The organism is Streptomyces sp. NPDC055140, from assembly GCF_053607285.1.
Window position 1 is genome coordinate 51404 of sequence record NZ_JBSGTG010000020.1, and the last position, 21952, is coordinate 73355.

Annotated in this window: 23 protein-coding genes and 2 pseudogenes; 15 read left to right on the plus strand and 10 right to left on the minus strand. The window is 70.3% G+C overall.

What is annotated here, in order from left to right; genetic code table 11:
- The first annotated feature begins 182 nt into the window (after positions 1-182).
- Positions 183-527, plus strand: a complete 345-nt coding sequence (locus ACWFR4_RS31950; RefSeq protein WP_453655640.1) for a VOC family protein — start codon at positions 183-185, stop codon at positions 525-527.
- Between the two features lie 57 nt (positions 528-584).
- Here ACWFR4_RS31950 and ACWFR4_RS31955 read toward each other — a convergent pair whose 3' ends face one another.
- The 4 genes from ACWFR4_RS31955 to ACWFR4_RS31970 form a co-directional block, all read right to left on the minus strand.
- On the minus strand, positions 585-1148 hold the full coding sequence (locus ACWFR4_RS31955) for a dihydrofolate reductase family protein (RefSeq protein WP_453655641.1): 564 nt from the start codon (positions 1146-1148) through the stop codon (positions 585-587).
- Positions 1149-1283: 135 nt separating this feature from the next.
- The gene (locus ACWFR4_RS31960; RefSeq protein ID WP_453655642.1) at positions 1284-2258 is read right to left on the minus strand and encodes a class I SAM-dependent methyltransferase; all 975 of its coding nucleotides are present in this window, start codon (positions 2256-2258) and stop codon (positions 1284-1286) included.
- Between the two features lie 205 nt (positions 2259-2463).
- Positions 2464-3486: a GDP-mannose 4,6-dehydratase gene (locus ACWFR4_RS31965; protein ID WP_453468930.1), complete on the minus strand. Its 1023-nt coding sequence runs from the start codon at positions 3484-3486 to the stop codon at positions 2464-2466.
- The gene (locus ACWFR4_RS31970) at positions 3483-4634 is read right to left on the minus strand and encodes a UDP-N-acetylglucosamine--N-acetylmuramyl-(pentapeptide) pyrophosphoryl-undecaprenol N-acetylglucosamine transferase (protein ID WP_453468929.1); all 1152 of its coding nucleotides are present in this window, start codon (positions 4632-4634) and stop codon (positions 3483-3485) included. The genes ACWFR4_RS31965 and ACWFR4_RS31970 overlap by 4 nt, the downstream gene beginning before the upstream one ends.
- 64 nt (positions 4635-4698) lie before the next feature.
- Between ACWFR4_RS31970 and ACWFR4_RS31975 the strand changes: the two genes are divergently transcribed.
- From ACWFR4_RS31975 to ACWFR4_RS31985, 3 genes are all read left to right on the plus strand, one after another.
- Complete coding sequence (locus ACWFR4_RS31975; RefSeq protein WP_453655643.1) at positions 4699-5376, plus strand: response regulator transcription factor; 678 nt, start codon at positions 4699-4701, stop codon at positions 5374-5376.
- A complete protein-coding gene (locus ACWFR4_RS31980; RefSeq protein ID WP_453655644.1) occupies positions 5373-6857 on the plus strand; it encodes an ATP-binding protein in 1485 nt (494 codons plus the stop codon). The genes ACWFR4_RS31975 and ACWFR4_RS31980 overlap by 4 nt, the downstream gene beginning before the upstream one ends.
- A 171-nt stretch (positions 6858-7028) precedes the next feature.
- Positions 7029-7526 carry a hypothetical protein gene (locus ACWFR4_RS31985; RefSeq protein ID WP_453469376.1) on the plus strand — a complete coding sequence of 166 codons (498 nt, stop codon included), beginning with the start codon at positions 7029-7031 and terminating at the stop codon, positions 7524-7526.
- Here ACWFR4_RS31985 and ACWFR4_RS31990 read toward each other — a convergent pair.
- Entirely contained in the window at positions 7451-7819 is a 369-nt protein-coding gene (locus tag ACWFR4_RS31990) for a hypothetical protein (protein ID WP_453469377.1), read from the minus strand. The genes ACWFR4_RS31985 and ACWFR4_RS31990 overlap by 76 nt on opposite strands.
- A gap of 295 nt (positions 7820-8114) precedes the next feature.
- Between ACWFR4_RS31990 and ACWFR4_RS31995 the strand changes: the two genes are divergently transcribed.
- On the plus strand, positions 8115-8531 hold the full coding sequence (locus ACWFR4_RS31995; RefSeq protein WP_453655645.1) for a cytidine deaminase family protein: 417 nt from the start codon (positions 8115-8117) through the stop codon (positions 8529-8531).
- On the opposite strand, the gene ACWFR4_RS32000 is transcribed toward ACWFR4_RS31995, so the two are convergent.
- Both ACWFR4_RS32000 and ACWFR4_RS32005 read right to left on the minus strand, forming a co-directional pair.
- The gene (locus ACWFR4_RS32000; protein ID WP_453469722.1) at positions 8528-8881 is read right to left on the minus strand and encodes a VOC family protein; all 354 of its coding nucleotides are present in this window, start codon (positions 8879-8881) and stop codon (positions 8528-8530) included. The two genes, ACWFR4_RS31995 and ACWFR4_RS32000, sit on opposite strands and share 4 nt — an antisense overlap.
- On the minus strand, positions 8841-10433 hold the full coding sequence (locus ACWFR4_RS32005) for an MFS transporter (RefSeq protein WP_453655646.1): 1593 nt from the start codon (positions 10431-10433) through the stop codon (positions 8841-8843). The genes ACWFR4_RS32000 and ACWFR4_RS32005 overlap by 41 nt, the downstream gene beginning before the upstream one ends.
- A 177-nt stretch (positions 10434-10610) precedes the next feature.
- On the opposite strand from ACWFR4_RS32005, the gene ACWFR4_RS32010 reads away from it, so the two are divergent.
- The 10 genes and pseudogenes from ACWFR4_RS32010 (at position 10611) to ACWFR4_RS32055 (ending at position 20204) form a co-directional block, all read left to right on the plus strand.
- A complete protein-coding gene (locus ACWFR4_RS32010) occupies positions 10611-11003 on the plus strand; it encodes a YciI family protein (protein WP_453655647.1) in 393 nt (130 codons plus the stop codon).
- The gene (locus tag ACWFR4_RS32015) at positions 11000-12211 is read left to right on the plus strand and encodes an RNA polymerase sigma factor (RefSeq protein WP_453655648.1); all 1212 of its coding nucleotides are present in this window, start codon (positions 11000-11002) and stop codon (positions 12209-12211) included. The genes ACWFR4_RS32010 and ACWFR4_RS32015 overlap by 4 nt, the downstream gene beginning before the upstream one ends.
- Before the next feature lie 647 nt (positions 12212-12858).
- Positions 12859-13656, plus strand: a complete 798-nt coding sequence (locus tag ACWFR4_RS32020) for a MerR family transcriptional regulator (protein ID WP_453655649.1) — start codon at positions 12859-12861, stop codon at positions 13654-13656.
- Positions 13653-14813: a phosphotransferase gene (locus ACWFR4_RS32025; protein WP_453655650.1), complete on the plus strand. Its 1161-nt coding sequence runs from the start codon at positions 13653-13655 to the stop codon at positions 14811-14813. Before ACWFR4_RS32020 ends, ACWFR4_RS32025 begins: the two co-directional genes overlap by 4 nt.
- Before the next feature lie 10 nt (positions 14814-14823).
- Positions 14824-16078 (plus strand): annotated as a pseudogene (locus ACWFR4_RS32030) (RNA-guided endonuclease InsQ/TnpB family protein).
- Position 16079: 1 nt separating this feature from the next.
- Positions 16080-16262: a hypothetical protein gene (locus ACWFR4_RS32035; protein ID WP_453468858.1), complete on the plus strand. Its 183-nt coding sequence runs from the start codon at positions 16080-16082 to the stop codon at positions 16260-16262.
- A 128-nt stretch (positions 16263-16390) separates the two neighbouring features.
- Positions 16391-17028, plus strand: a pseudogene (locus ACWFR4_RS32040) (ABC transporter ATP-binding protein); the annotation flags it as partial.
- Positions 17029-17129: 101 nt separating this feature from the next.
- A complete protein-coding gene (locus ACWFR4_RS32045; protein ID WP_453466172.1) occupies positions 17130-17927 on the plus strand; it encodes an ABC transporter permease in 798 nt (265 codons plus the stop codon).
- 146 nt (positions 17928-18073) lie between these two features.
- A complete protein-coding gene (locus ACWFR4_RS32050) occupies positions 18074-19447 on the plus strand; it encodes a sensor histidine kinase (protein ID WP_453655651.1) in 1374 nt (457 codons plus the stop codon).
- A 112-nt stretch (positions 19448-19559) separates the two neighbouring features.
- Positions 19560-20204 (plus strand): response regulator transcription factor, encoded by a 645-nt coding sequence (locus ACWFR4_RS32055; RefSeq protein WP_453466178.1) that lies wholly within the window; start codon positions 19560-19562, stop codon positions 20202-20204.
- A gap of 112 nt (positions 20205-20316) precedes the next feature.
- On the opposite strand, the gene ACWFR4_RS32060 is transcribed toward ACWFR4_RS32055, so the two are convergent.
- Genes ACWFR4_RS32060 through ACWFR4_RS32070 form a run of 3 tightly spaced genes read right to left on the minus strand, consistent with a single transcriptional unit; the run spans position 20317 to position 21946 of the window.
- Positions 20317-20694, minus strand: coding sequence for a hypothetical protein (locus ACWFR4_RS32060; RefSeq protein ID WP_453466180.1), 378 nt, complete (start codon positions 20692-20694; stop codon positions 20317-20319).
- Positions 20691-21347 (minus strand): QcrA and Rieske domain-containing protein, encoded by a 657-nt coding sequence (locus ACWFR4_RS32065; RefSeq protein ID WP_453466181.1) that lies wholly within the window; start codon positions 21345-21347, stop codon positions 20691-20693. Before ACWFR4_RS32065 ends, ACWFR4_RS32060 begins: the two co-directional genes overlap by 4 nt.
- Positions 21344-21946 carry a 4Fe-4S dicluster domain-containing protein gene (locus tag ACWFR4_RS32070; RefSeq protein ID WP_100594407.1) on the minus strand — a complete coding sequence of 201 codons (603 nt, stop codon included), beginning with the start codon at positions 21944-21946 and terminating at the stop codon, positions 21344-21346. The genes ACWFR4_RS32065 and ACWFR4_RS32070 overlap by 4 nt, the downstream gene beginning before the upstream one ends.
- Positions 21947-21952: the final 6 nt, after the last annotated feature.

The window sequence follows — 21952 nt, forward strand, 5'->3', positions numbered from 1 at the left end:
GCCGCTCCTACCATATCCTCGTTATTCGGGCCGCGGCCCAGGCCGGTCTCCCGGCTCTCGTGGGGGGGCGGGTTGCCCCCCCCCCGCCCCCCCCGACTGCGCGCATCGGCCCCCAGGACATCGCTGCCACAGACACGGCGTCAGATCCGGACTCCGTCCCCAGCGGTAAGTACCCTGCACGCATGATCAACGGCGCTCACATCATCATCTACAGCCAGGACGCGGAGGCGGACCGCGCCTTCTTCAGGGATGTTCTGGGGTATCCGCACGTCGATGCCGGCGACGGTTGGCTCATCTTCAAGCTGCCTCCGGCCGAGGTGGCGGTCCATCCCTCCGACGCACCGTCACATGAGCTGTACCTGATGTGCGATGACGTCAATGCGACGGTCGATGAGCTCTCGGCGAAAGGGGTCACGTGCGCCCCGGTCACGAACGCCGGCTGGGGCCTCAAGACCGGGATCCGGCTGCCGGGCGGCGGCGAGCTGGGCCTCTACCAACCGCGCCACGAAACCGCCCTCAACCTCTGACGACCTCTCCAGGGCCGGATGGCCAGGCTGGACGGCCAGGGCTGGATGGGCTGCCCGTCAGGCCCGCGGAATGGCGCGTCCCGTGGGTCGGTACTCCATCACCAGCACCCTGCCGTCCAGGTCATGATGGCTCACCAGCTCCAGGTCGGCCGACCCCACACCCGCGAACAGCGGCTCGCGGCCCGACTCCCCCACGAGCAGCGGGAAGGTCGTCAGCCTCAGCCGGTCCACGAGGCCCGCTTCGAGGAGTTGCCGGACCACGGACAGACTGCCCATGGTCCGCAGGGGCACATGGCCCTCACTCTTGAGCCGGGTCACCTCGGCGATCAGGTCGTCATGGCACACGCGTGTGTCCTGCCAGGAGACCGTGTCCAGCGTCGACGAGAAGACGACCTTGTCCACACCGGGCATCGGGTCCGTGCCGGCGCCACCCGTCTCCCCGGAGAGACCCGCGAGGGCCTCGTAGGTGCGCCGCCCCATGAGCACCAGCTGCGGCCCGGCCATCTCCTCGTGGATCCACTCCTCGAGCATGGGCCCGTCGTAGCCGAAGTAGGCGGGCGATGTCGCGCTGCCGGCATACCCGTCAACCGAGACGAACACATCGACGGTGAGTGTCTGCATGGCCATACCTCCGAACGGCTCGCACCTTCCGTGCCACGTCCGCTCCCATCGGCCATGGCCTCCAGTTGAGACGTCGGAGCGGCATCGCGTGATTCGACCTGTTCAGCCAACCATGTCGCTCGCTCCTCCGGGTCGCTACGAGCCGCTGTCCGTGGGGCGGTGTGCGATCCAGAGCTGGCGCGTGGAGCGCACCACCAGGTCGTCGCGATGGCGTACGTCCGCCGGGCCCCCGTTCACCAGGGTGTCCAGCGCTTCCAGGTCGGCCGGGTCCAGGCGGCCGTCGAGGGCGCCGCGAATGCGGCTGAGCGTGCCGTGCGCGTAGAGCCCGGCACTGCCGCCCGACTGCGGGCGCAGTTCGAGACTCTCCGTGCGTTCGTCCTCAAGGGTGAATCCGGCCGATGCCAGCAGTGCGCCCCAGTCGGCTCCCATGTGGGGTACCTCTTCGTCGTGCAGCGTCGTGAGTGCCTCGCGGCAGCGCCCTTCCAGTCCGGGGCGCTCCGGTACCGCGTCGTCGGCGAGGAAACGTGGCATCCCGTCCAGTTCGGCGATGGCCAGGAGTCCGCCCGGGCGCAGCGCCTTGAAGATGACGTCGAGGGTCGCCGCGGGGTCGTCCATGTGGTGCATGGAGGCGGAGGCCCATACGAGGTCCGTGTCGGTGACGCCCGGAAGGCTCGTACCGGCGTCCGCTTCCAGCGGGTGGACGCGCGAGTCCAGGTTCTTGGCGGCAGCGGTTCGGGTCAGCTGTTCCAGCATGTGGGCGGAGCTGTCCACGGCCGTCACCTGGGCGGAGGGGAACTGCTTCAGCAGCGCGAACGTTCCGGTGCCGCTACCGGCGCCGAGGTCCACGATCCGCTTGACGTCGTCCCCGGCCACTTCGGCAATGGAACGCATCGAGGCAGCGAGGTAGGGCGCGAACAGTTCGGCATCGAGGTCGAGCAGTTCCGCGAGGCCGTCCTGCTCATGCTCATGCGCATGCGTGCCGTGGCTTTCATGCGCATGTGTGCCGTGACCATGGGAGTCGTGGGCGCCGTGGCCGATCTCATGGGACCCGTGCCCGTGCGGCTGGGAGTGTGCGGGGGAACCGTGCGGTGCGGGCGTGGGGTGCGTCATGACATCGACCGTACGCGCCATTTCGTTCAGCGCATAAGCCCTTGCCTATGACGCAAGAAGATCCCTCGCTCGACGGCCTCATGCGCAAGAGCTCACGGCCTTGTGCGCCTCACGCGGCCGGTCCCCGACGACCAGGCCTCCCCCAGCCACCGGACACACCACACTCCCCCCCCCCCTGGCTCCGGCCCGCTACCGGCCCCCTGACTCAGACCTGGTATCGGTCCGTCGCGAACAGCGCGATGTTCTCGGCCACCCACTGCGACGTCCGCTTCAGCCCGTCCTCCAGGGACACCTCAGGCTGCCAACCCGCCCACTCGCGCGCCCTCGCGTTGTCGGAGAGCAGCCGCTCCACTTCGCTGCCGGACGGGCGCAGGCGTGCCGGGTCCACGACCACCTTCGCGTCACGACCCGACGCGGCGATCAGCGCGGTCGCCAGGTCCCCGATGGAGATCTCCCGCCCGGTGCCGAGGTTGACGGACTCGCCGAGCGCCCGGTCGCAGTCCGCGAGCGCCAGGAAGCCGGCCGCCGTGTCGGTGACGTAGGTGAAGTCGCGGGTCGGGGTGAGCGAGCCGAGCCTGATCTCCGTTGCGCCCGCGTGCAGTTGGGACAGGATCGTCGGTATCACGGCGCGCGCGGACTGCCGCGGACCGTAGGTGTTGAACGGCCGCACCACGGTCACCGGCAGTTCGAAGGCGTGCCAGTGCGACAGCGCCATCATGTCCGCGCCGATCTTGGAGGCGGAGTACGGGGACTGCGGCTGCAGCGGGTGCGTCTCGCCGATGGGGGCGGTCAGCGCGGTCCCGTACACCTCGCTGGTGGAGGTGTGCAGCAGGCGGCGGACCGAGTGGCGGCGGCACGCCTCGGCGATATTCTCGGTGCCGACGACGTTCGTCTGGACGTAGGCGCCGGGCGAGTCGTAGCTGTACGGGATGCCGATGAGCGCTGCCAGGTGGAACACGGTGTCGCAGCCGGCCACGGCGTCCATCACGCGGCCCGCGTCGCGCACGTCGCCCGCGATCATCTCGACGGGGCTGTGCGGGTCGCTCAGGTAGCGCGCCAGACAGCCCTTCTCCGCGTACGGCTTGTAATGCACCATCGCTCGGACCTTCGCCCCTCGTTCCACAAGCATGTCGACGAGTGTCGAGCCGATGAATCCCTCGGCGCCGGTGACGAGGACGGTGCGGTTGTTCCAGTCGGTGCGGTTGTTCCAGTGACTGTGGTCGGTCATGAGGTGAACTCCATTTCGTGGACAGGCGAGTTGGGGGTCTTGGCGAGGCTGATCACCTTCGCGGCGAGCAGGTCCGCCGCGTGGGCGTGGTTTCCGGGGTCCGCGGCGCGGCCCATCGCGGCGAGCCGGGACGGGTCGGCGAGCAGCGGCTCGACGAGGGCCGCGAGCCGCTCGGCGGTCGTTTCGCCGTCGGGTACGAGGTGGGCGGCGCCCGCGTCGGACAGAACGCGGGCGTTGTGCGTCTGGTGGTCGCCGGGGGCATGCGGGTACGGCACGAGGACGGCGGGCACTTTGGTGGTGGCGAGTTCGGCGACGGTCGCCGAGCCGGCCCGGCAGACGACCAGGTCGGCGACGGCGTACGCCAGGTCCATGCGGTCGAGGTAGGGCACGGCCTGCGCGACCGGCGAGTCCCCGAGCCGCCGCCGGGTCTCGTCGAGCGCGGCGGGCCCTGTCTTGATCAGCAGATGGACGTCGGAGCGGTGCCGCCAGCGCGCGGCGAGCCCGACGGCCGCCTCCGTGAGCCGCACCGCGCCGAGGCTGCCGCCGTTGAACAGCACGACCCGCGCCCCGTCGGGTATCCCGAAGGCATGCCGTGCCTCGGCGCGCAGGGCGGTCCGGTCGAGAGTGGCGAGCTGTGCGGCGATGGGCATGCCGACGGTGTAGGCGTCCTTGCCGCCGGACAGGTGGACGCGGCTGCGGTCGAAGGCGACGGTGATGTGCGGGGTGAGCCGCGCGGCGAACTGGTTGGCGCGGCCCGGCACCGCGTTGGACTCGTGGATCACGCTCGGCACCCCGGCCATGCGCGCGCCGACGATCACGGGGGCGCTCGGATAGCCGCCCATGCCGACGGCCACCTGGGCACCTTGGGCGCGCAGAATGCCGCGGCACTGGGCCCCGGACCGGATCAGGGCCGCGGGCAGCAGGTAGCGCTTGGCGCCGAGGGCCGGGTCGAAGGGGATCATGTCGACGGTGTGCAGGCGGAATCCGGCGCCCGGGATCAGCCTGGTCTCCAGGCCCCGCTCGGTGCCGACGAAGGAGATCACCGCGTCCGGGTCGGCCCGGCGCAGCGCTTCGGCGAGCGCGAGCCCGGGGTAGATGTGGCCGCCGGTGCCGCCCGCACCGATCACGACGGAGAGTGGTGTGCTCATGGCAGCCACACTCGTGGAGCGGTTTAAGAGGGTTCTAAGAGTCCCGTTTGGCACTCTTTACGGCATGACCAAGATCCTCGTAGTCGATGACGAGCCGGAAGTGCGGGCGGCCGTCGAGGACGGACTGGCCGTCGAGGGATACGAGGTGCGCGGCGCGCGCGACGGCCTCGAAGCGCTCTCGGCGGTCTCGTCCTGGCAGCCCGACGCGCTCGTCCTCGACGTGATGATGCCGGTCCTTGACGGGCTCGGGGTGTGCCGTCAACTGCGGGCGATGGGCGACCGTACGCCCGTACTCGTCCTCACGGCGCTCGACTCGGTGAGCGAGCGCGTCGACGGCCTGGACGCGGGCGCCGACGACTACCTGGTGAAGCCGTTCGCGCTCGACGAACTGGTGGCGCGGGTACGGGCACTGCTGCGGCGGGCCGCACCGACCCCTACGGAGAGCGGGCTGGAGTACGCGGACCTGGTCCTCGACCCAGATACCCGTACGGGTCGGCGAGCCGGCCGCCCGCTGGAATTCAGCCGCACCGAAGCGGCACTCCTCGAACTGCTGATGCGCCACCCCGGACAGGTCCTGCCGCGCGAGCTCATCCTGGAACTCGTATGGGGCAGCGACTTCGGCCCCGACTCCAACTCCCTTGCTGTATACGTCGGTTACCTTCGCCGGAAGCTGGAGGCCGGCGGCGAACCGCGCCTCGTCCACACGGTCCACGGCATCGGATACCGGCTGGACGTGGCATGAGCGGCGTCCGCAGACTCGGGCGCCGCTGGCGGCGGCAGCGGCCGCTGCGCACCCGCCTCGCCGTGGCGACCTCGGCGGCGGTGGCGCTGGTCGCGGTCGGCGTGTGCACGGCGGCGTTCTTCGTGATCCGGTACGAGATGTTCCACCAGCTCGACCTGAACCTGACACAGTCGGCGACGCGGGTGATCCAGGAGAACCGGGACGGCGGACCGCAGGTCGTGGCGGGAGAGTGCCGCTACCTGTCGGCGCCGGCCTGCGCGCAGATCGTGCCGGCCCTGCCGGCCGAGGACCCTGCCCACCCCTATCTCCTGCCCGTCTCGGCGCCGGTCCGCGAGGTGGCCACGGGCGATCGCGCCCCCTACTTCAGCAACATCACGCTCTCCGACAAGCCCCTGCGGATGCTGACGACCCACCTCGGCGACGACAAGGCCCTTCAGGTCGCGCTCCGTTCGGACAGCGTCGAGAAGGGGGTGCGCCAGGCTGCCGGGCTGCTGGCCGTGATCGGTACGGCGGGCGTTCTGCTGGCGGCCGGGCTCGGCTACTGGGTGAGCAGGACCGGACTCGCGCCGGTGGCCAGGCTGACCGCGACCGCCGAACACATCGCGTCGACCCGCGACCCGCGCCACCGCATCGAACTCCCGCCGGGCCCACCGGACCGTGAGGACGAAGTGACCCGCCTCGCCGCGAGCTTCAACACGATGCTGGGCGAACTGGAGCAGTCGGTGACGGCCCAGCGCCGCCTGGTCGCGGACGCCTCGCACGAGCTGCGCACACCACTCACCGCGCTGCGCACGAACGCGGAACTCCTCGCCCGCGCCGACCGGTTGACCGACGTGCAGCGCGACCGGGCGGCGGGCGCACTGGCACGGCAGCTGCGCGAAGTGACGGGCCTGGTGAACGACTTGATCGAACTGGCCAGGGACGAGGAGCCCACGCCACTCCTCGAAGAGGTACGGATCGCCGCGCTTGCCGAACACGCGGTGGCGGCGGCCCGCACACACTGGCCCAGCACCCCCTTCACCCTGCACATCGCCCCGGACGCCGCCGAGACCGTACGACCGGGGGTTCCCGCCCGACTGACGAGGCTGCTGACGAACTTGCTGGACAACGCGGCGAAGTTCAGCCCGGAAGAGCTCCCGGTGGAGGTGGAACTCACCGCGTCCCGGCACGCGCGGTCGGGGTCGGGGTCGGGGTCGGGGTCGGGGTCGGGGTCGGGGTCGGGGTCGGGGTCGGGGTCGGGGTCGGGGGCGGGGTCGGGCGAGCGTCTCGAACTGACGGTCCGCGACCACGGCCCCGGGATCACCACGCAGGACCTGCCGTATGTCTTCGACCGCTTCTACCGCGCGGAAACCGCCCGCGCCCTGCCCGGTTCGGGCCTCGGTCTGGCCATGGCCCGCCAGATCGCCCGGGCCCACGGAGCGGAACTGACGGCGGAGCAGGCGCAGGGAGGCGGGGCGTCGTTCCGACTGACGTTCGAGTGAGGCCGTATATCCGCTGCGGCCGGCGCGGCGCGGCGCGTGACGACCGGGGCAAAAGGGAAGACTGACTGCCGGACACCGAACGCAGGCAGGCAGGCTGGAACACGGGGGAACTTCATGGCCGCGACGGCATCGGCAGGGAGGCTGCGGGCAGGGCGTTGGCATCATCGTCGGGTGGCGGGCATCGCCTTCGCCGCGATGGCTGCCTTGGCGTTGGGTGGCTGCGGCGGCACAGACAACGCCGACGACAGGCCTTCACCCAGTCGTCAGACCTCGAACCCCGCACCGGCGCCGCCCTCCTCCGCGCAGCCGCCCGTGTCGGCGGCGGACGGGCGTGATGTCCGCGCCTGCGCGGACGGCAACTGCGAGATCGCGGTGACCGGCCCGGTGACGTTCCGTTTCAAAGGCCCGGCCGGTCCGGCAACCCTGTCCGTCACAGAAGTCGGCCCGAACAAGGTGGAGTACACGGTGAAGTCGGGCAACGGCCGGTCCAAGGGCGGCGCGACCGGCCCGGGCCAAGGTTGCATCACGGTCCTCCGCAGCAACGGCGGAGGCAACTCCTGCGGTGGCCTGGGCGCGGCCACCCGACCGAGCCCTCAGCCCGATGCGGTGGTGATCCAGGCGGCCACCGGCGAGGACGGCACGGCAATCCTCCACATCGTGTCCGACTGACGACACGAAGCCTTGAGGCCGTTCAGCACCGAGTCGACCGAGGCACCCCTGCCGGCACCGGTGACCGTGGCCGCACGTAGGATGTCCGCCGGCTTCTGCACCTGGGCCCGCAGGCTGAATTCGGTCAGCTGGCCGAGATCGCCGGGATGACGGGGCGCATCGGCGAAATCGTGCCGGGCGCCTTCGCCGATCTGCTGGTGGTCGACGGCCCCGCTGGAGGACATAGCCCTGCTCACCGAACCCGAGGGCAGGCTGCTGCTCATCATGCGGAACGGCGCCGTCGCGAAGAACACCCTGTAGCCACTGATCGTCGTAGCCACTGATTGTCGGACCGACACCGGTCGGCAAGGGCGCACGGAACAAGGAGACCGTATGAGCATGGGCTTCGAGCTCCTGGGCGACGTGGTCATCCGCTCCGGCACATCCGAAATCGTCCCCGGTTCCCCTCGGCAAAGATATGACCTCACTCTCTTGCTCATCGACGTCAACCGTCCCCTGTCCCTGGACACGCATGACGGCGAACCTGACCCCCGACCGTCCCGACCAAATGACCGCACGAGGGGCCAACACCTCACGAAGGCAGAGAAATTGACCATCCAGACCGAGCACGTCGACCACGAACTCATCGAGGCCGCGGACCACGTCGCGCGCACGCGCTGCCGGGGCGACAACCACACCATGGCGGCCGCGGCCCGCGCCCAGGACGGCCGCATCGTCACCGCGGTGAACGCCTACCACTTCACGGGAGGCCCCTGTGCCGAGCTGGTCGTCATCGGTGCGGCAGCCGGCCAGGGCGCCTACGAACTGGACACGATCGTCGCCGTGGGCGACCGCGACCGCGGAGTCGTCCCCCCGTGCGGCCGGTGCCGCCAGGTCCTCCTCGACTACTTCCCGGACCTCAAGGTCATCGTCGGTGCGGGCGACCGCCTCCGGACCGTCCCCGTCGCCGACCTGCTCCCCGAAACCTACGTGTGGGCCGACCACCAGCTCGACACGGAGACCTAGTAGAACTGGGACAGGCAGAACTCGTGCCCCTCGGGATCGGCCATCACGACGACCACGCCCTCGTCGTACTCGTGCCGCTCGCCGGTGAACCGGCCGCCAAGGCCTATGACTTGGGCGATGCCCTGATCGATGTCGTCGACCGAGACGTCGAGGTGCAGGCGCACCTTTCCGGCCCTCGGCTCGGCCACGGGCTGGAAGACCAGGCGCGGTTGCGGATCGTCGCGATGGCCGAGATAGACCCAGCCGGGCTCGGACGGTCCCCGTGGGCGGTCCAGCAGCACGCTCCAGAACGCTGACACCCGTTCGACGTCAATGCAGTCGACCGTCACTCCCACCCACCGGTTTGCCATGGGTCGAGTATTCCCCGGGCTGCGGCGCGCGCTCAATGTCATCAGCGTCTTGAGAGCGACTCGCCTCGTAGTCGGGGGCAGCGGCGACCGAGGATGCCAGGGGCGCCGCCCGCAGGGTGAGGATCAGTACCGCCAGCCCCGCGAAGATGACCGCGGCGACGACGCCGGTGACGTGCACGCTGACGGTGAACGCCTCCCGCGCGGAGTGCAGCAGCTCCACTCCCTGGCCGTCGGGAAGGTGCCGGCTCGCGGCGACCGCACCGGCCAGCGAGTCCGACCTCCCGTCCATCCCGCTGCGGTAGACAACCGCGGCCACCACACCGAGCAGCGCGAAACCGAGTGAACCGCCGAAGTAGTTGCCGGTCTCCGACATCGACGCCGCCGACCCGGCCCGCTCCGGCGGCACCGACCCGACGACCAGGCCGGTGCCCAACGCGAACAGGGGGCCGGTGCCCAGTGCCAGTACGGCGATACCGGTCATCACCAGCGGCAGGGCACCGGCCCCGTCGACACCGGCGCCGACCAGCAGCAGGCTGCCGAGCGCCGACGTCACGAGCCCGCCGGCGATCGCGGTCGTCGGCTTCATCCGCCGGGCCAGCGCCGGTGCGGTCATGGTGCCTACGGCGACGCCCAGGCCCATGGGGGCGAACAGCACCGCCGACGCGACGGGCGAGTAGCCCAGCACGCTCTGCAGGTACTGGGTCACCAGCAGACCCGTACCGGCCATGGCGATGCCGGCGAAGACGAGACAGACGAGTACGGCCGTGAGCGGGCGGTTGCGGAGCAGCCTCAGGTCGAGCAGCGGCGTTTCCAGGCGCAGTTGCCGGCGGACGAAGAGGACTCCGCCGACCGCGCCGACGACGAGGCCTACGGCCGGCACGATCGGCGCGCTCCCGACGGCCAGTTGCTTGACGCCGTAGACCATCAGAAGCACCGACACGAGCGAGAGTCCGACGCTGGCCGGGTCCAGCCGGCCGGCCCTGTCGCTGCGGAACTCCGGCAGCAGGGCAGGCCCGGTGAGCAGCAGCAACGCCATCGCCGGCACAGCTACGAGGAACACCGATCCCCACCAGAAGTACTGGAGCAGGAACCCGGCGAGTACGGGGCCGAGCGCGCCGCCGGTGAACTGGCAGGTCGCCCAGATCGCGATGGCCTGCCCGCGCTGGCGTTCGTCACGGAACATGTTGGTGGTCAAGGCGAGAGTGGACGGCGCCAGGGTCGCTCCGGCGACGCCGAGCAATGCACGCGCGACGATCAGCATCAGCGGGCCGGTGGCGAAGGCGGCCACGACCGACAGCACCGCGAACGCCGCCGCGCCGGCCATGAGCAGCCGTCGGCGACCGATCCGGTCACCGAGCGTCCCCATCGTGATCACCAGGCCGGCCACCATGAGTCCGTAGCTGTCGCTGATCCACAGTTGCTGGACATTGGTGGCGCCCAGGTCGGCGCTGAGGCGCGGGAGCGCGAGCAGCAGGGCCGTCATGTCCATCGCGACGAGCAGGGTCGGCAGCATGAGGACGACCAGTCCCAGCCATGCCCGGTTGACTCGCATATCCGTAACTCCCTGTTCTCTGATCTCTGACTTCTCGACGTTTCGCCCGGTGGTCGGAGCGGCTGCGGGCTTCTTGACATCCGTACGGACGAAAATCTGCGAGATTTTCCCGGCTAGGGATGTCAAGACGACGGCGGCGGATCCGACCAACCGGTCGAAGGGGCCCAGCCGGGCTCCATGAACGACGAGGAGTACGAGATGAAGTTCCTGATCAGCCTGCACATCAACCCGGCTGCGCTTGAAGCGCTGACCGACGAGGAGAAGGCGGCGATCGGCAACGGTCACGCCAGGTTCATCGAGGCGCTCAAGAACTCCGGCGAGATGATCACGACGCAGGCGCTGGTCGATCCGTCGCAGGCCGCCGTGGTGACCGTGCGCAACGGCCAGCCGGTGGTGACCGACGGCCCCTTCCTGGAGGCCAAGGAGTTCCTGGGTGGCTTCTACCTGATCGACTGCGAGAACAAGGAGCGGGCCATCGAACTCGCGTCGCAGATCCCCGACGCCGCGATCGAGGGACTGGGGGTCGAGGTGCGGCAGGTGATGTTCGCCGACGGACAATTGGAGGCATGACAACCCCAGCCCTGGAGGACCTGCTGCGTGAACTCACGCCGCAGGTCCTCGGCACGTTGGTACGTCGGCACGGCCAGTTCGAGGGATGCGAGGACGCCGTGCAGGAGGCCGTCCTCGCCGCGAGCGTGCAGTGGCCGGCCGAGGGGGTCCCGGACAACCCGCGTGGCTGGCTGCTGACGGTCGCGTCCCGGCGGCTCATCGACCAGATGCGCAGCGATCACGCGCGCCGCGAGCGCGAGTCGGCGACGGCCACGGAAGTCGTGCCCGAGGACGTGCCGGACACCGACGACACGCTCGTCCTGCTGTTCCTGTGCTGCCATCCGACGCTGACCGCGGCCTCCCAGACCGCTCTGACGCTGCGCGCGGTCGGCGGCCTGACCACCGCGGAGATCGCCCGCGCGTTCCTGGTGCCGGAGGCCACGATGGCGGCCAGGATCAGCCGCGCCAAGCAGCGCATCAAGGCCTCCGGCAGCTCGTTCGTCCTGCCGGAGGGCGCGGAGCGCGAGGACCGGCTGCGGGTCGTCCTGCACGTCCTCTACCTGATCTTCAACGAGGGCTACACCGCCTCGTCGGGCAGTGAACTGCACCGTGCCGACCTCGCGCACGAGGCGATCCGGCTGACCCGGACGGTGCACGCGCAGCTCCCCGACGACGGCGAGGTGGCCGGTCTGCTGGCGCTGATGCTGCTGACGCACGCGCGCAGGGACGCCCGTACGACGGCGGCCGGGGACCTCGTACCGCTGGACGAGCAGGACCGGAAGCAGTGGGACCGCGAACTGATCGACGAGGGCCTGGAACTGGTCAAGGCGTCGCTGGCGGAGGCGGCGCTGGGGCCGTACCAGCTCCAGGCCGCCATCGCCGCCACCCACGCCGACGCCGATTCGTCCAAGGAGACCAACTGGCCGCAGGTACATGCCCTTTATCTGATCCTGGAACGGATCGCACCCAACCCGATGGTCACGCTCAACCGGGCGATCGCGCTCGCCGAGACCGAGGGCCCGTCGGCCGGACTCGCCCTGCTGTCCACCTTGGACAGCGACGAGCGTCTGGCCGGCCACCACCGACTTCTGTCGGTACGCGCCCACCTCCTGGAGAAGACCGGCGACACGGCCGGGGCGTATGAGCACTACCGCCGCGCCGCGAAGTCCACCGCCAGCGTCGCGGAGCAGCGCCACCTGGAGTCCCGGGCCGCCCGGATCCGACCGTAGATACAGCCGCGACCGGACGCCGCCCCACGGCCAACCCCCTTACCGAAACGAGGGGTTGCCCCCATGTGGCGCATCGGGCGGGAGCCGCAGAGTGCAGGCACGGCCTTCACCGGTTACACGAAAGATTCGTTGCGTGCGGCGCACTCGCCCTGGTGTGTGCTGCGACCGTATTGGCAGCGACAGGGCACGCCGACAGTCAGCACACCCCTCACCCGCCGACGCCGCCCAACAGCGTGCGGCACGCGGCTCGTTGCTCTCCACAACCCTCGTCGCGGACCTGGACGCCAAACAGGTCGAGGCCCGACTGGAGAAGGTCGGTGGCCAGAACCCCCGGAAAGGGCCCGCGAGTGGCGCTGCATGATGGGCTGCACGGCACCAAGGTGTACGCGAGCCCGAGTCTCTCTCCCCTGATGAACGTGCCGGGGAACGCGACTGAAGCGCGACAAGTCCCCCTCGTGACGACCGCGCGGCGCGCGTCATGTGCATGCTAGATCATCTTCATGCCCGCTCGCCGTGAACTCCATCTCCGGGAGCAACGTCTCGACGAGCGCCCGCAGCCCGCCCCAGCAGCCCGTACGGCTGACCCACCAGCCGTAGAGCCGTCCGCCGCTTGACCTTGTCGCAACGACAACGTTTCTACTGGTGCCATGCGAATCGGAGAGCTCGCCGACATGGCCGGCATCACCACCCGCGCCGTGCGGCACTACCACCGCATCGGGCTGCTGCCCGAGCCTCCACGACAGCCCAACGGGTACCGCGAGTACTCCCTGCGGCACGCCGTCGAGCTGGCGCGGATCCGTCGGCTGACCGAGCTCGGCCTGAGCCTCGACGAGGTCAAGGACGTGCTGGCCGACGACGTGGGCAAGGACCTCGTCGAGATCCTCACCGAGCTGGACGCCGACCTGGCTCGCCAGGAGGAGGCCATCCGCCTGCGCCGTGACCGCCTGCGACTGCTGCTCGAACAGGCCGCACACACCGGACAGTTGCCCGCCGAGGCCCCCGTCTCCCCCGAACTCGCCGCCCTCTTCGAGGACATGGCCCGCGCCTCGGCGCGCCTGCCCGGGCCGGAGCCCGCGATGGCAGCCAAGGAACGGCAACCGCTCGCCCTGCTGGAAACCGGTTCGCCAGGCGGAGACCGCAGCTGGCTCAACGCCATGGTGCACACCCTCAACGCCGACCCGGACGCCATGCGACGCGCCTACGAGGTCTACGCCCAGCTGGACGAGCTGGCCGAGGCCTCCGAGGACGACGCGCGGGTGGAGGAGGCGGCCCGGGCCATCGTCGACAGCATCCCCGAGGCGGCGGCACAAGCAATGAACATCCCTGCCGAGGGCGACGTGGGTGAGGGCGGCGGTTTCGCGGACGCCCTCTTCTCGGACTTCGCCCCCGCCCAGGCCGCCGCTGTACGCCGCGCCATCCAGCTGCTTCAGGAGCGTGCCCGATGAAGGCGCTGAGAAGGGCCGTGCGCTGGTCCTTCGCCACACTCGTACCGGGCGAGCTCGCACTCGTCCTGTGCCTGGCAGGCGGGGTGCGCCCGCCCCCGGCCGCCCGAACGGCCGTGGAACTGGCGGCGCTCGCGCTCATGGCAACAGCGACCGTCCTGCTCTGCCTCGACTACCTCCGGCACCACCGCACCAGTCTCGACCGCCGCGGCGCCTTCCTCTCCGCGGTCGCCGACTCCATACCGGCACCCGTGCGCAAGCTGACCGCCCACGAGATCTCCCTCTCCACCAGCATCGTGCGCTGGGTCGCCCGCCGCGGCCCGCACGGCGTGGGCGACGGCGACGTGCCCGTCCCCTACGCCCCCGGCCAGACATCCTTCATGTACGGCTTCCTCTTCGTCAGCATCGTCGAGACCATCGCCCTCGCGTTCCTCATCCCCTGGCCGTTGGTGCACGCCATCACGCTCGTACTCGACGTCTGGGGCTGCTACTTCGTCATCGCCCTGCACGCCTCGTGCGTGGTGCGCCCGCACGTTGTCGCGTCCGACGGCTCGCTGCACCTGAGTTACGGCGCACTGCTGGACATCCGCATCCCGGCCGACCGCATAGCCTCTGTCCGCCAAGACCGTAAGTTCCCTACGAGCAGGCTGGCCGCCGTGGATGAGAAGGGCGTCGCCGACCTGGCCGTCGGCGGCCAGACGACCGTCACCGTCGAGCTCACCGTGACCACCCGCATGACCGGTGAGGACCTGTGGCGGCAGACGGCCGGGACCGGACCGACCGGACAGGACCTCGTCCACGCCTGCGAGCGGCTTCTCGCCGCTCACGGACCCGTCACCTTGCCCACGGAGGACCTGGTCCACGGCGGCTTCCGCCCCGGCAACATCCTGTTCGACGCGGACCGCGTCAGTGGCGTCATCGACATCGAGGCCCTGGGCAGCGGCACCAGAGTCTTCGACTACGCGACGCTTCTGAGCGCCCACGACTTCACCGGATTGCTCCGAGGACGCCCCAGCCTTGAGGCCGGGGAGGAATCGGACTCCTGCGGAGCAGGGCAGGGGAAGCTGATTCGCCGGCAGGGCGGATCGCCGTCCACCCGCCGTGGTGGTGAGGCAGCCCCCGTTGGATCGGAGCTCTCAACTGTCAGTCCTCCCGGATAGGTTGTTGTTCATGACGACCGCGGCGCAGGAGACGGCAGGTGCCGGGCATGCCCGTTACACCTTCCGCCTTCGCGTGTCGTCCACTGCAACTGGCGCCCTCGAAGCGGAATGGGCGCGGTGCCGGTGGCTGTGGAATGAGTGCTGCGCCCGCTCGAAGAAGGCGCACGCCGAGAGTGAGAAGTGCGGTCCGGCCCGGCTGGACAAGATGCTGACCGAGGCGCGTGCCTGCATGGGCTGGCTGCGCGAAGGCTCGAGTGTTCCTCAGCAGCAGGTGATACGCGATTTCGCGAAGTCGCGGGCGAAGGCGCTGAAGGACATCAAGGCCGCTGTGCCGATGCGGCAGCGGGCCGGGATGCCCAAGTTCAAGAAGAAGCACCAGGACGACTTGTCGCTGAATTACACCCAGCGGGGTTTTCGGCTCAAGGACGGCCGCCTGCACCTGGCAGGCGGCATCGCCGTGACGGTCGTGTGGTCGCGTGCCCTTTCCAAGCCACCCTCCAGCGTCCGCGTCTACCGCGACAGCACCGGAGCTTGGTACGCGTCTTTCGTCGTGGCGAGCATGACCGAGACACTGCCGAAAACCGGCCGGGTGATCGGGATCGACTGGGGTGTGAAGGAGACCGCGACCACCACCAGCGACGACCACGACCTTGCTCACCCGCAGCACGGGAAGCGTGCCGCCCAGCGCTTGGCGCACTATCAGCGGATGATGTCCCGGCGTAAGCCGAAGCGTGGATGCGCCGGATCGAAGGGCTACCGCGAGGCGAAGCGGCAGACGGCGAAGCTGCACAAGAAGGTGGCCCGGCAGCGTCAGGACAGCGCCCGCAAGTGGGCCAAGAAGGTCGTCCGCGACCATGACGCCCTGGCCGTGGAGAACTTCCGGCCGAAGTTCCTCGCGAAGTCCACCATGGCGAAGAAGGCCGCTGACGCGGCGATCGGCGCGACGAAGACGGCCCTGGTGGAGATGGGCCGTAAGCACGGCCGGTCCGTGCACCTGGTGCACCCGGCGCACACCACGATGGACTGCGCAGACTGCGGAGCGAGAACCAAGCACGCGCTGCCTCTCTCAGAACGAACGTATACGTGCACCACGTGCGGGGTGTCCCGACCTCGGGACAAAAACTCAGCCCGTGTGATGCTCGTCCGGGCTGGTCTCTGTCCCGGCTAGTGCTGATCGTGTAAGACCTGCATCCCCGCCGGGGATCAGGCCACGTGAACTAGGAATCCCCCTTAGCCGGGGGAGGTTTCAATCCCGAGGCTCTTGAGATGCCGTGCGACGCCGGCGAGCAAGTGGCTGGACCCGGCGTTCTGGCCTACTGCTTCGCCCAGGTCGCGCTCGACCTCACGGTCTTCGTCCACCAGCGGAACCTTCAGCTGGGCATTCAGAACGTGGGCAAGCTCCTCCAGCGCACGCTGATGCTCCTCGATCGCGCGCAGGGACAGGGCTGAAGCCCCACCGCAGCAGACACCCCTCCCCTGGGGAAAACCACCAGCTCAAGACGAAGGTCAGCCGCGTTCCGGGGGGACGCGGGCGCGCCTTGCGTCGGGGGCATGAAGGTATCCACCTGGGAGCAGCCATGATCGAGGTCCGCAGTCTCACCAAACAGTACGGCCCCACCGTCGCCGTGGACGGCCTCGGCTTCGAGGTCCGCCCGGGCGCGGTGACCGGTTTCCTCGGGCCGAACGGGTCCGGGAAGTCCACCACCATGCGCATGATCACGGGTCTGGACCGCCCCGACGCGGGCAGCGCCCGTATCCACGGCACCCCGTACTGCGAGCTGCGCTGGCCGCTGCGCGGGGTCGGCGCGCTGCTCGAAGCCCGTACGTACCACCCGGGCCGCAGCGCGGCGAACCACCTGGCCGCGCTGGCCGCCGCCAATGGCATCCCCCGCTCCCGGGTCGGCTCCGTACTGGACACCGTCGGCCTCACCGACGTGGGACACAAGCGTGCGGGCGGATTCTCCCTGGGCATGTCGCAGCGGCTCGGCATCGCCGCCGCCCTGCTCGGCGATCCGGGAGTGCTGCTCTTCGACGAGCCCGTCAACGGGCTCGACCCGGAGGGCGTGCGCTGGATCCGCAACCTGATGAAGTCCCTTGCCGCCGAGGGGCGCACCGTGCTGCTGTCCAGCCACCTGATCAGCGAAATGGCGCTCACCGCCGACCACTTGATCGTGATCGGCCGGGCCGGCTGCTCGCCGACACCACCGTCGCGGAGCTGACCGCCGACGGCCGGTCGCTGGAGGAGGCGTTCTTCACCCTCACCGGGGACAGCGCCGAATACCGGGGCACCGCCCCCGCACAGCCCAGGAGGCAGTCGTGACCGCGCTGCAGTCGACACCGCCACTGCCCGCGGGGCGCTACGGGTTCGCCCGCGCCGCGCGGATGGAGTGGATCAAACTGCGCAGCCTGCGCTCCACTCTGTGGGCGCTGGTGGCCACCGTCGCCGGGATGCTCGTCATCGGCGTCGTGACCATGGCCAACACCCACGCCCCAAGCCCGGACAGGGCCGACACTTTTGACCCGGTGAACAACGTGCTGGCCGGGATCGCGCTCGGCCAGCTGATCGTCGGTGTACTCGGCGTGCTCGTCGTCACCGGCGAGTACTCCTCCGGCGCGATCCGCTCCACACTCACCGCGATCCCCGACCGGCCCCTGCTCCTCGCCGCCAAGGCGGGCGTCTTCGGCGCGGTGGCGTTGATCCTCGGCGAAGTGGTCGCGTTCGCCACCTTCTTCGCCGGGCGGGCAGCGCTCTCCGACGGCGTTCCGGCGCCCGGCCTCGGCGACCCGGGTGTGCTGCGCGCGGTGGTTCTCTCGGGCGCCTATGTCGCCATGGTCGGGCTGCTCGGGATCGCGCTGGGCGCCGTCGTCCGGCACACGGCCGCGGCCGTCGGGGCACTGGTCGGGCTGCTGTACGTGCTGCCCGCGGCGCTGTCGGGGCTCACCGGGGTCACGGTGGCGAAGTACTTCCCGACCATGATCGCCGGAAACTCGCTCGCCGTCTCCAAGCCGGTAGCCGACGTGCTCTCGCCATGGGTGGGATTCGGGGTGCGGTGCGCATACGTACTTGCAGCGCTCGGCGCAGGGGGCTGGCTGCTGACGCGCCGGGACGCCTGACCGCCCCGCGGCAGATGCCTACGCCGGTACCTGCACCAGGTGCGTGCACCAAAGACATACGGCAGGGACGTACAGCAGCGACGTACGACAGCGGCGTGCAGCAAAGACATACGCGCATAGGTACTTACGTACAGGAGACTTGAGCCATGTACGAGTCAGCCGGGGAGCGGCCGCCGGAGGGCGCGCGGGTCGAGCCTTCACGTCGGGTCTCCCTGGGCGCCGTCCTGCGCGCGCCGTTCACGGCTCATGCCTGGGCCGAGGCCGCGTACTGCCTGATCGGCTTTCCCCTGGCCGTCGTCGGCACCGTCCTCGTCCTTGTCCTGCTCGCCCTCGGCACCGGTCTCACCGCCTCCCTCGTCGGCGCCGTCCTCGGGCTTGCGCTCGTCGTCGCGGCGGTCGGCCTCGCGCGCGGCTGCGCCGCCGTGCATCGCCGGCTGGCCCAGGGGTTGCTGGGCGAGCGGGTGGAGGTGCCGCCCCGGCTGCGACCGACGGGTAAGGCGTTCGCACGGCTGGACGCCCGGCTGCGCGATGCGGCGGGGTGGCGTTCGGTGGCGTACGTCCTGGTGAAGCTGCCCGTCGCCGCCTTCGGCCTGTACGCCGTCGGCTGGTGGCTGATCGCCCTGCTCAATCTCTCCGCACCACTGCGCTGGGCGGCCTTCCACCAGCGCCCGGCTGCCGGCGAGGCGGGGATGCAGACGATCACGCCGATCCCCTTCGGCGGTGGCGCCCCGCACAGCACGGGTTTCGCCGGGACCTTCGTGGCGGCGGCGATCGGCGCGGTGACGCTGCTGGCGGCGCCCTGGTTCACGCGCGGTGTCGTCGCCGTGGACCGCTGGCTCATCCGGGCACTGCTCGGGCCGGGCCAACTCGCCGAACGTGTAAGGAGTTTGGAGGAGAGCCGCGCCCTCGCCGTCGACGACTCGGCCGCTCTGCTGCGCCGCCTGGAGCGTGATCTGCACGACGGGGCACAGGTCCGGCTGGTCGCGTTGGCGATGAGCCTCGACATGGCGAAGGAGCGGTTGGGCAGGGACGGAGAGCCGGTCGCGGACCCGGCTCGGGTCCGGCAACTCGTGGACACCGCGCACCGCAACGCCACCGAGGCCCTCGCCGAGCTGCGTGACCTGGCGCGCGGTATCCACCCTCCGGCCCTCGACGACGGCCTGTCCGACGCGCTGTCGACGCTGGCCGCGCGGAGCACCGTGCCGGTGGAGCTCTCGGTGGACGTGCCGCAGCGGCCGACGCCGGCGATCGAGACGATCGCGTATTTCTGTGCGGCGGAGCTGCTCACCAACGTCATCAAGCACAGCGGCGCGCGCCGGGTGGTGTTGCGGGTGGCGCAGGAGGACGGGTTGCTGCGGCTGCGGGTTACGGACGACGGCAGTGGCGGGGCAGCGCTCGGCGCCGGAAGCGGGTTGACGGGCCTTCGGCAGCGGGTGCGGACGGTGGACGGGCGCCTTGACGTGTCGAGCCCGAGCGGCGGGCCGACCGCGGTGACGGTGGAACTGCCGCTCCACGCATGAGTGACACCGTGACGGAAGCCATGGATGACGCGGTGAGTGACATCGCGGACGGGGCGCGCGCAGCGCGTCGGCGCCTGCCGTCCCCCGGTCGGACCCGTGAGAACATGCCTCCATGCGCATCGTGATCGCCGAAGATGCCGCCGTGTTGCGGGAGTTGCTTGTCCAGATGCTCACCGAGCGTGGTCACGAGGTGTGCGCGGCCGTGCCCGACGGCGACGCGCTCCTCGCCGCCGTCGCCGCGCACCGGCCCGATGTCACCGTCGTCGACATCCGGATGCCGCCGACACACACCGACGAGGGCCTGCGAGCCGCGATCGGCATCCGGCGCGAGCACCCGGGCACGGGTGTGCTGCTGTTCTCCCAGTACATCGAGACGAAGTACGCGACCAGGTTGCTCGCCGCGGGCTCCGCCGGGGTCGGCTACTTGCTCAAGGACCGGGTGGCGAACGTCGCCGAGTTCACCGACGCCCTGTCCCGTGTCGCCGCCGGTGGCACCGCTCTCGACCCGGAAGTGGTCACGCAGTTGGCCGGTGCGAGCCGTCGTGGAGACGATCTGGAGTCGCTGACGGCACGCGAGCGCGAGGTGCTGGCGTTGATGGCCGAGGGCAGGACGAACGCCGCGATCGCGCAGACGCTGGTGGTGTCGGCGGGCACGGTCGAGAAGCACGTCGCGGCCATCTTCGGCAAGCTGGGCCTGCCCGCGTCGGAGGACGCGAACCGCCGCGTGCTGGCCGTACTGCGCTGCCTGGAGTGGTAAGCGACGCCAGTCCGTTGGGGTTCAGGGCGGACCCGTAGGCCGTGGTCGACACCGGTCCGTTGGGGTTCAGGGCGGACCTTTGGGTCGTAACTGACGGTGTCTGGCCGGGAGTTCAGCGGTCCTTCGGGTCGAGCAGCCACAGCCCCAGGACCACCAGGAACGACAGGCACAGGAAGCCCGCGCCCCACCAGGCCGTGCCGGTCTCGCCCATCATCCACTCGTTGACGATCACGCTGAGGCCCCAGAGCTGGCCGATGACCACGGTCATCGCCAGGACGAGGCGGGCGGTGAGTTTCGAGGAGCGTTCCGGCTCCTGGTCTGTGCCTGCGCCGGGTCCCGGACCCGTGTGCCGGATCCGGGGGTCGCCGTAGCCGCTGGTTGGGCGGATCTGCGGGTAGCGCTCCTGGACGGGGCGGTTGAGGCGCGGCTGGGCGCTGCCGGGGGTGTAGTCGGGCATCGGGGGGAGGCCTTCGGGCTGTTCGGTGCTCATGTCCGCTGGCTCCTCTCCCCGTTGGCGCCGTTCGCGACGGGGCAGCCCATCTGTGCCCTCTCCTCAGGCCCCACGCCGGGGAACTCGCGGCACACCGCGTCCTGGGGGCTCTCTCCGGAGCGGGCTGTGGCGACCGCCCAGACGCTGCCGTCGGGCTGTTCCACGAGCAGCACCTTGGGCAGGGCGCGCGGTGGCGGGCCCGCGGTGACCTCGCCGGTGCGGGCGTCGAAGACGCCTTCGTGGCAGGGGCAGTACAACTCGCCCTCGCTGCCGCGGTCCTTGCGCCAGAGCACGCCGCAGGCCAGGTGCGTGCAGACGGCGGAGTAGCCGACGAGGCTGCCGTCCGTGAGGCGGACGGCGACGGCTCGGTCGTCCTCACCGGGGTAGCGGAAGGCGATGGACTCGCCGGGGGCGAGGCGGTCCGTGATCCGCTTGGCGTCCGGTGCGCCGTCGATGTCGCCGTGCCGGTGCAGCACTCCCCCGGCGACGGCGATGCCTCCGACGGCGAGGCCGCCGGAGACGGTGGTGACGATACGGAGGTAGTCGCGGCGTGTGGTGAGGGAGTCGGCGGAGATGCGGTCCTCGAGCGCTGCCTGGGCCGAGTTGTCGTCGGTGCCGTGCCCGGGGACCGGGGGCTGCTGGGTGACGCTCATCGGGTCACGTCCTTCCCGTTGACCTGGACGATCGGCAGCCCTCCGGGCACCGGCCACTGGACCTTGTCGGCGGGGACGACCATTGCCACGCCGGTGTTGACGACGACGTCGCCGAACGTGAAGGAGTCCGCGACCTGGACGCCCGGCCGCTCGGCCTGGAGATCCTCGAGCGTGCCGTAGAAGAGCGCGCCGGTGGGGCAGACCGTGGCACACATGGGGGCGAGACCGTAGGCGGTGCGGTCGTAGCAGAGGTTGCACTTCATCTGCAGTTTGGCCTGGAGGTCGATCTTCGGTACGCCGAAGGGGCAGGCGTTGACGCAGTTGGCGCAGCCGATGCAGCGGGTGGTGTCGGCCTGCTGCACCACACCGTCGGCGGTCACCAGAATCGCGTCGGCGGGACACACCTCGGCGCACGGGGCGACCGGGTCCTCACAGTGCATGCACACCGTGGGAAGGGACGCCACGGAGTGGCCTTCGTCGGGGTAGTCGAGGTGAATCATGGACTTGCCCCGGTGCGAGTCGCACTCCCGGCAGGCGGACACACACGCCTGGCAGCCGATGCACCGGCCCGGGTCGATGAAGATCGTTCTGCCCATCATGGCGTG

Coding starts and splice junctions, on each gene's coding strand:
- ACWFR4_RS31950 (WP_453655640.1), top strand. CDS start 183: ATGATCAACGGCGCTCACATCATCATCTACAGCCAGGACGCGGAGGCG.
- ACWFR4_RS31955 (WP_453655641.1), bottom strand. CDS start 1,148: ATGCAGACACTCACCGTCGATGTGTTCGTCTCGGTTGACGGGTATGCC.
- ACWFR4_RS31960 (WP_453655642.1), bottom strand. CDS start 2,258: ATGACGCACCCCACGCCCGCACCGCACGGTTCCCCCGCACACTCCCAG.
- ACWFR4_RS31965 (WP_453468930.1), bottom strand. CDS start 3,486: ATGACCGACCACAGTCACTGGAACAACCGCACCGACTGGAACAACCGC.
- ACWFR4_RS31970 (WP_453468929.1), bottom strand. CDS start 4,634: ATGAGCACACCACTCTCCGTCGTGATCGGTGCGGGCGGCACCGGCGGC.
- ACWFR4_RS31975 (WP_453655643.1), top strand. CDS start 4,699: ATGACCAAGATCCTCGTAGTCGATGACGAGCCGGAAGTGCGGGCGGCC.
- ACWFR4_RS31980 (WP_453655644.1), top strand. CDS start 5,373: ATGAGCGGCGTCCGCAGACTCGGGCGCCGCTGGCGGCGGCAGCGGCCG.
- ACWFR4_RS32000 (WP_453469722.1), bottom strand. CDS start 8,881: ATGGCAAACCGGTGGGTGGGAGTGACGGTCGACTGCATTGACGTCGAA.
- ACWFR4_RS32005 (WP_453655646.1), bottom strand. CDS start 10,433: ATGCGAGTCAACCGGGCATGGCTGGGACTGGTCGTCCTCATGCTGCCG.
- ACWFR4_RS32010 (WP_453655647.1), top strand. CDS start 10,611: ATGAACGACGAGGAGTACGAGATGAAGTTCCTGATCAGCCTGCACATC.
- ACWFR4_RS32015 (WP_453655648.1), top strand. CDS start 11,000: ATGACAACCCCAGCCCTGGAGGACCTGCTGCGTGAACTCACGCCGCAG.
- ACWFR4_RS32020 (WP_453655649.1), top strand. CDS start 12,859: ATGCGAATCGGAGAGCTCGCCGACATGGCCGGCATCACCACCCGCGCC.
- ACWFR4_RS32025 (WP_453655650.1), top strand. CDS start 13,653: ATGAAGGCGCTGAGAAGGGCCGTGCGCTGGTCCTTCGCCACACTCGTA.
- ACWFR4_RS32035 (WP_453468858.1), top strand. CDS start 16,080: ATGCCGTGCGACGCCGGCGAGCAAGTGGCTGGACCCGGCGTTCTGGCC.
- ACWFR4_RS32050 (WP_453655651.1), top strand. CDS start 18,074: ATGTACGAGTCAGCCGGGGAGCGGCCGCCGGAGGGCGCGCGGGTCGAG.
- ACWFR4_RS32055 (WP_453466178.1), top strand. CDS start 19,560: ATGCGCATCGTGATCGCCGAAGATGCCGCCGTGTTGCGGGAGTTGCTT.
- ACWFR4_RS32060 (WP_453466180.1), bottom strand. CDS start 20,694: ATGAGCACCGAACAGCCCGAAGGCCTCCCCCCGATGCCCGACTACACC.
- ACWFR4_RS32065 (WP_453466181.1), bottom strand. CDS start 21,347: ATGAGCGTCACCCAGCAGCCCCCGGTCCCCGGGCACGGCACCGACGAC.
- ACWFR4_RS32070 (WP_100594407.1), bottom strand. CDS start 21,946: ATGATGGGCAGAACGATCTTCATCGACCCGGGCCGGTGCATCGGCTGC.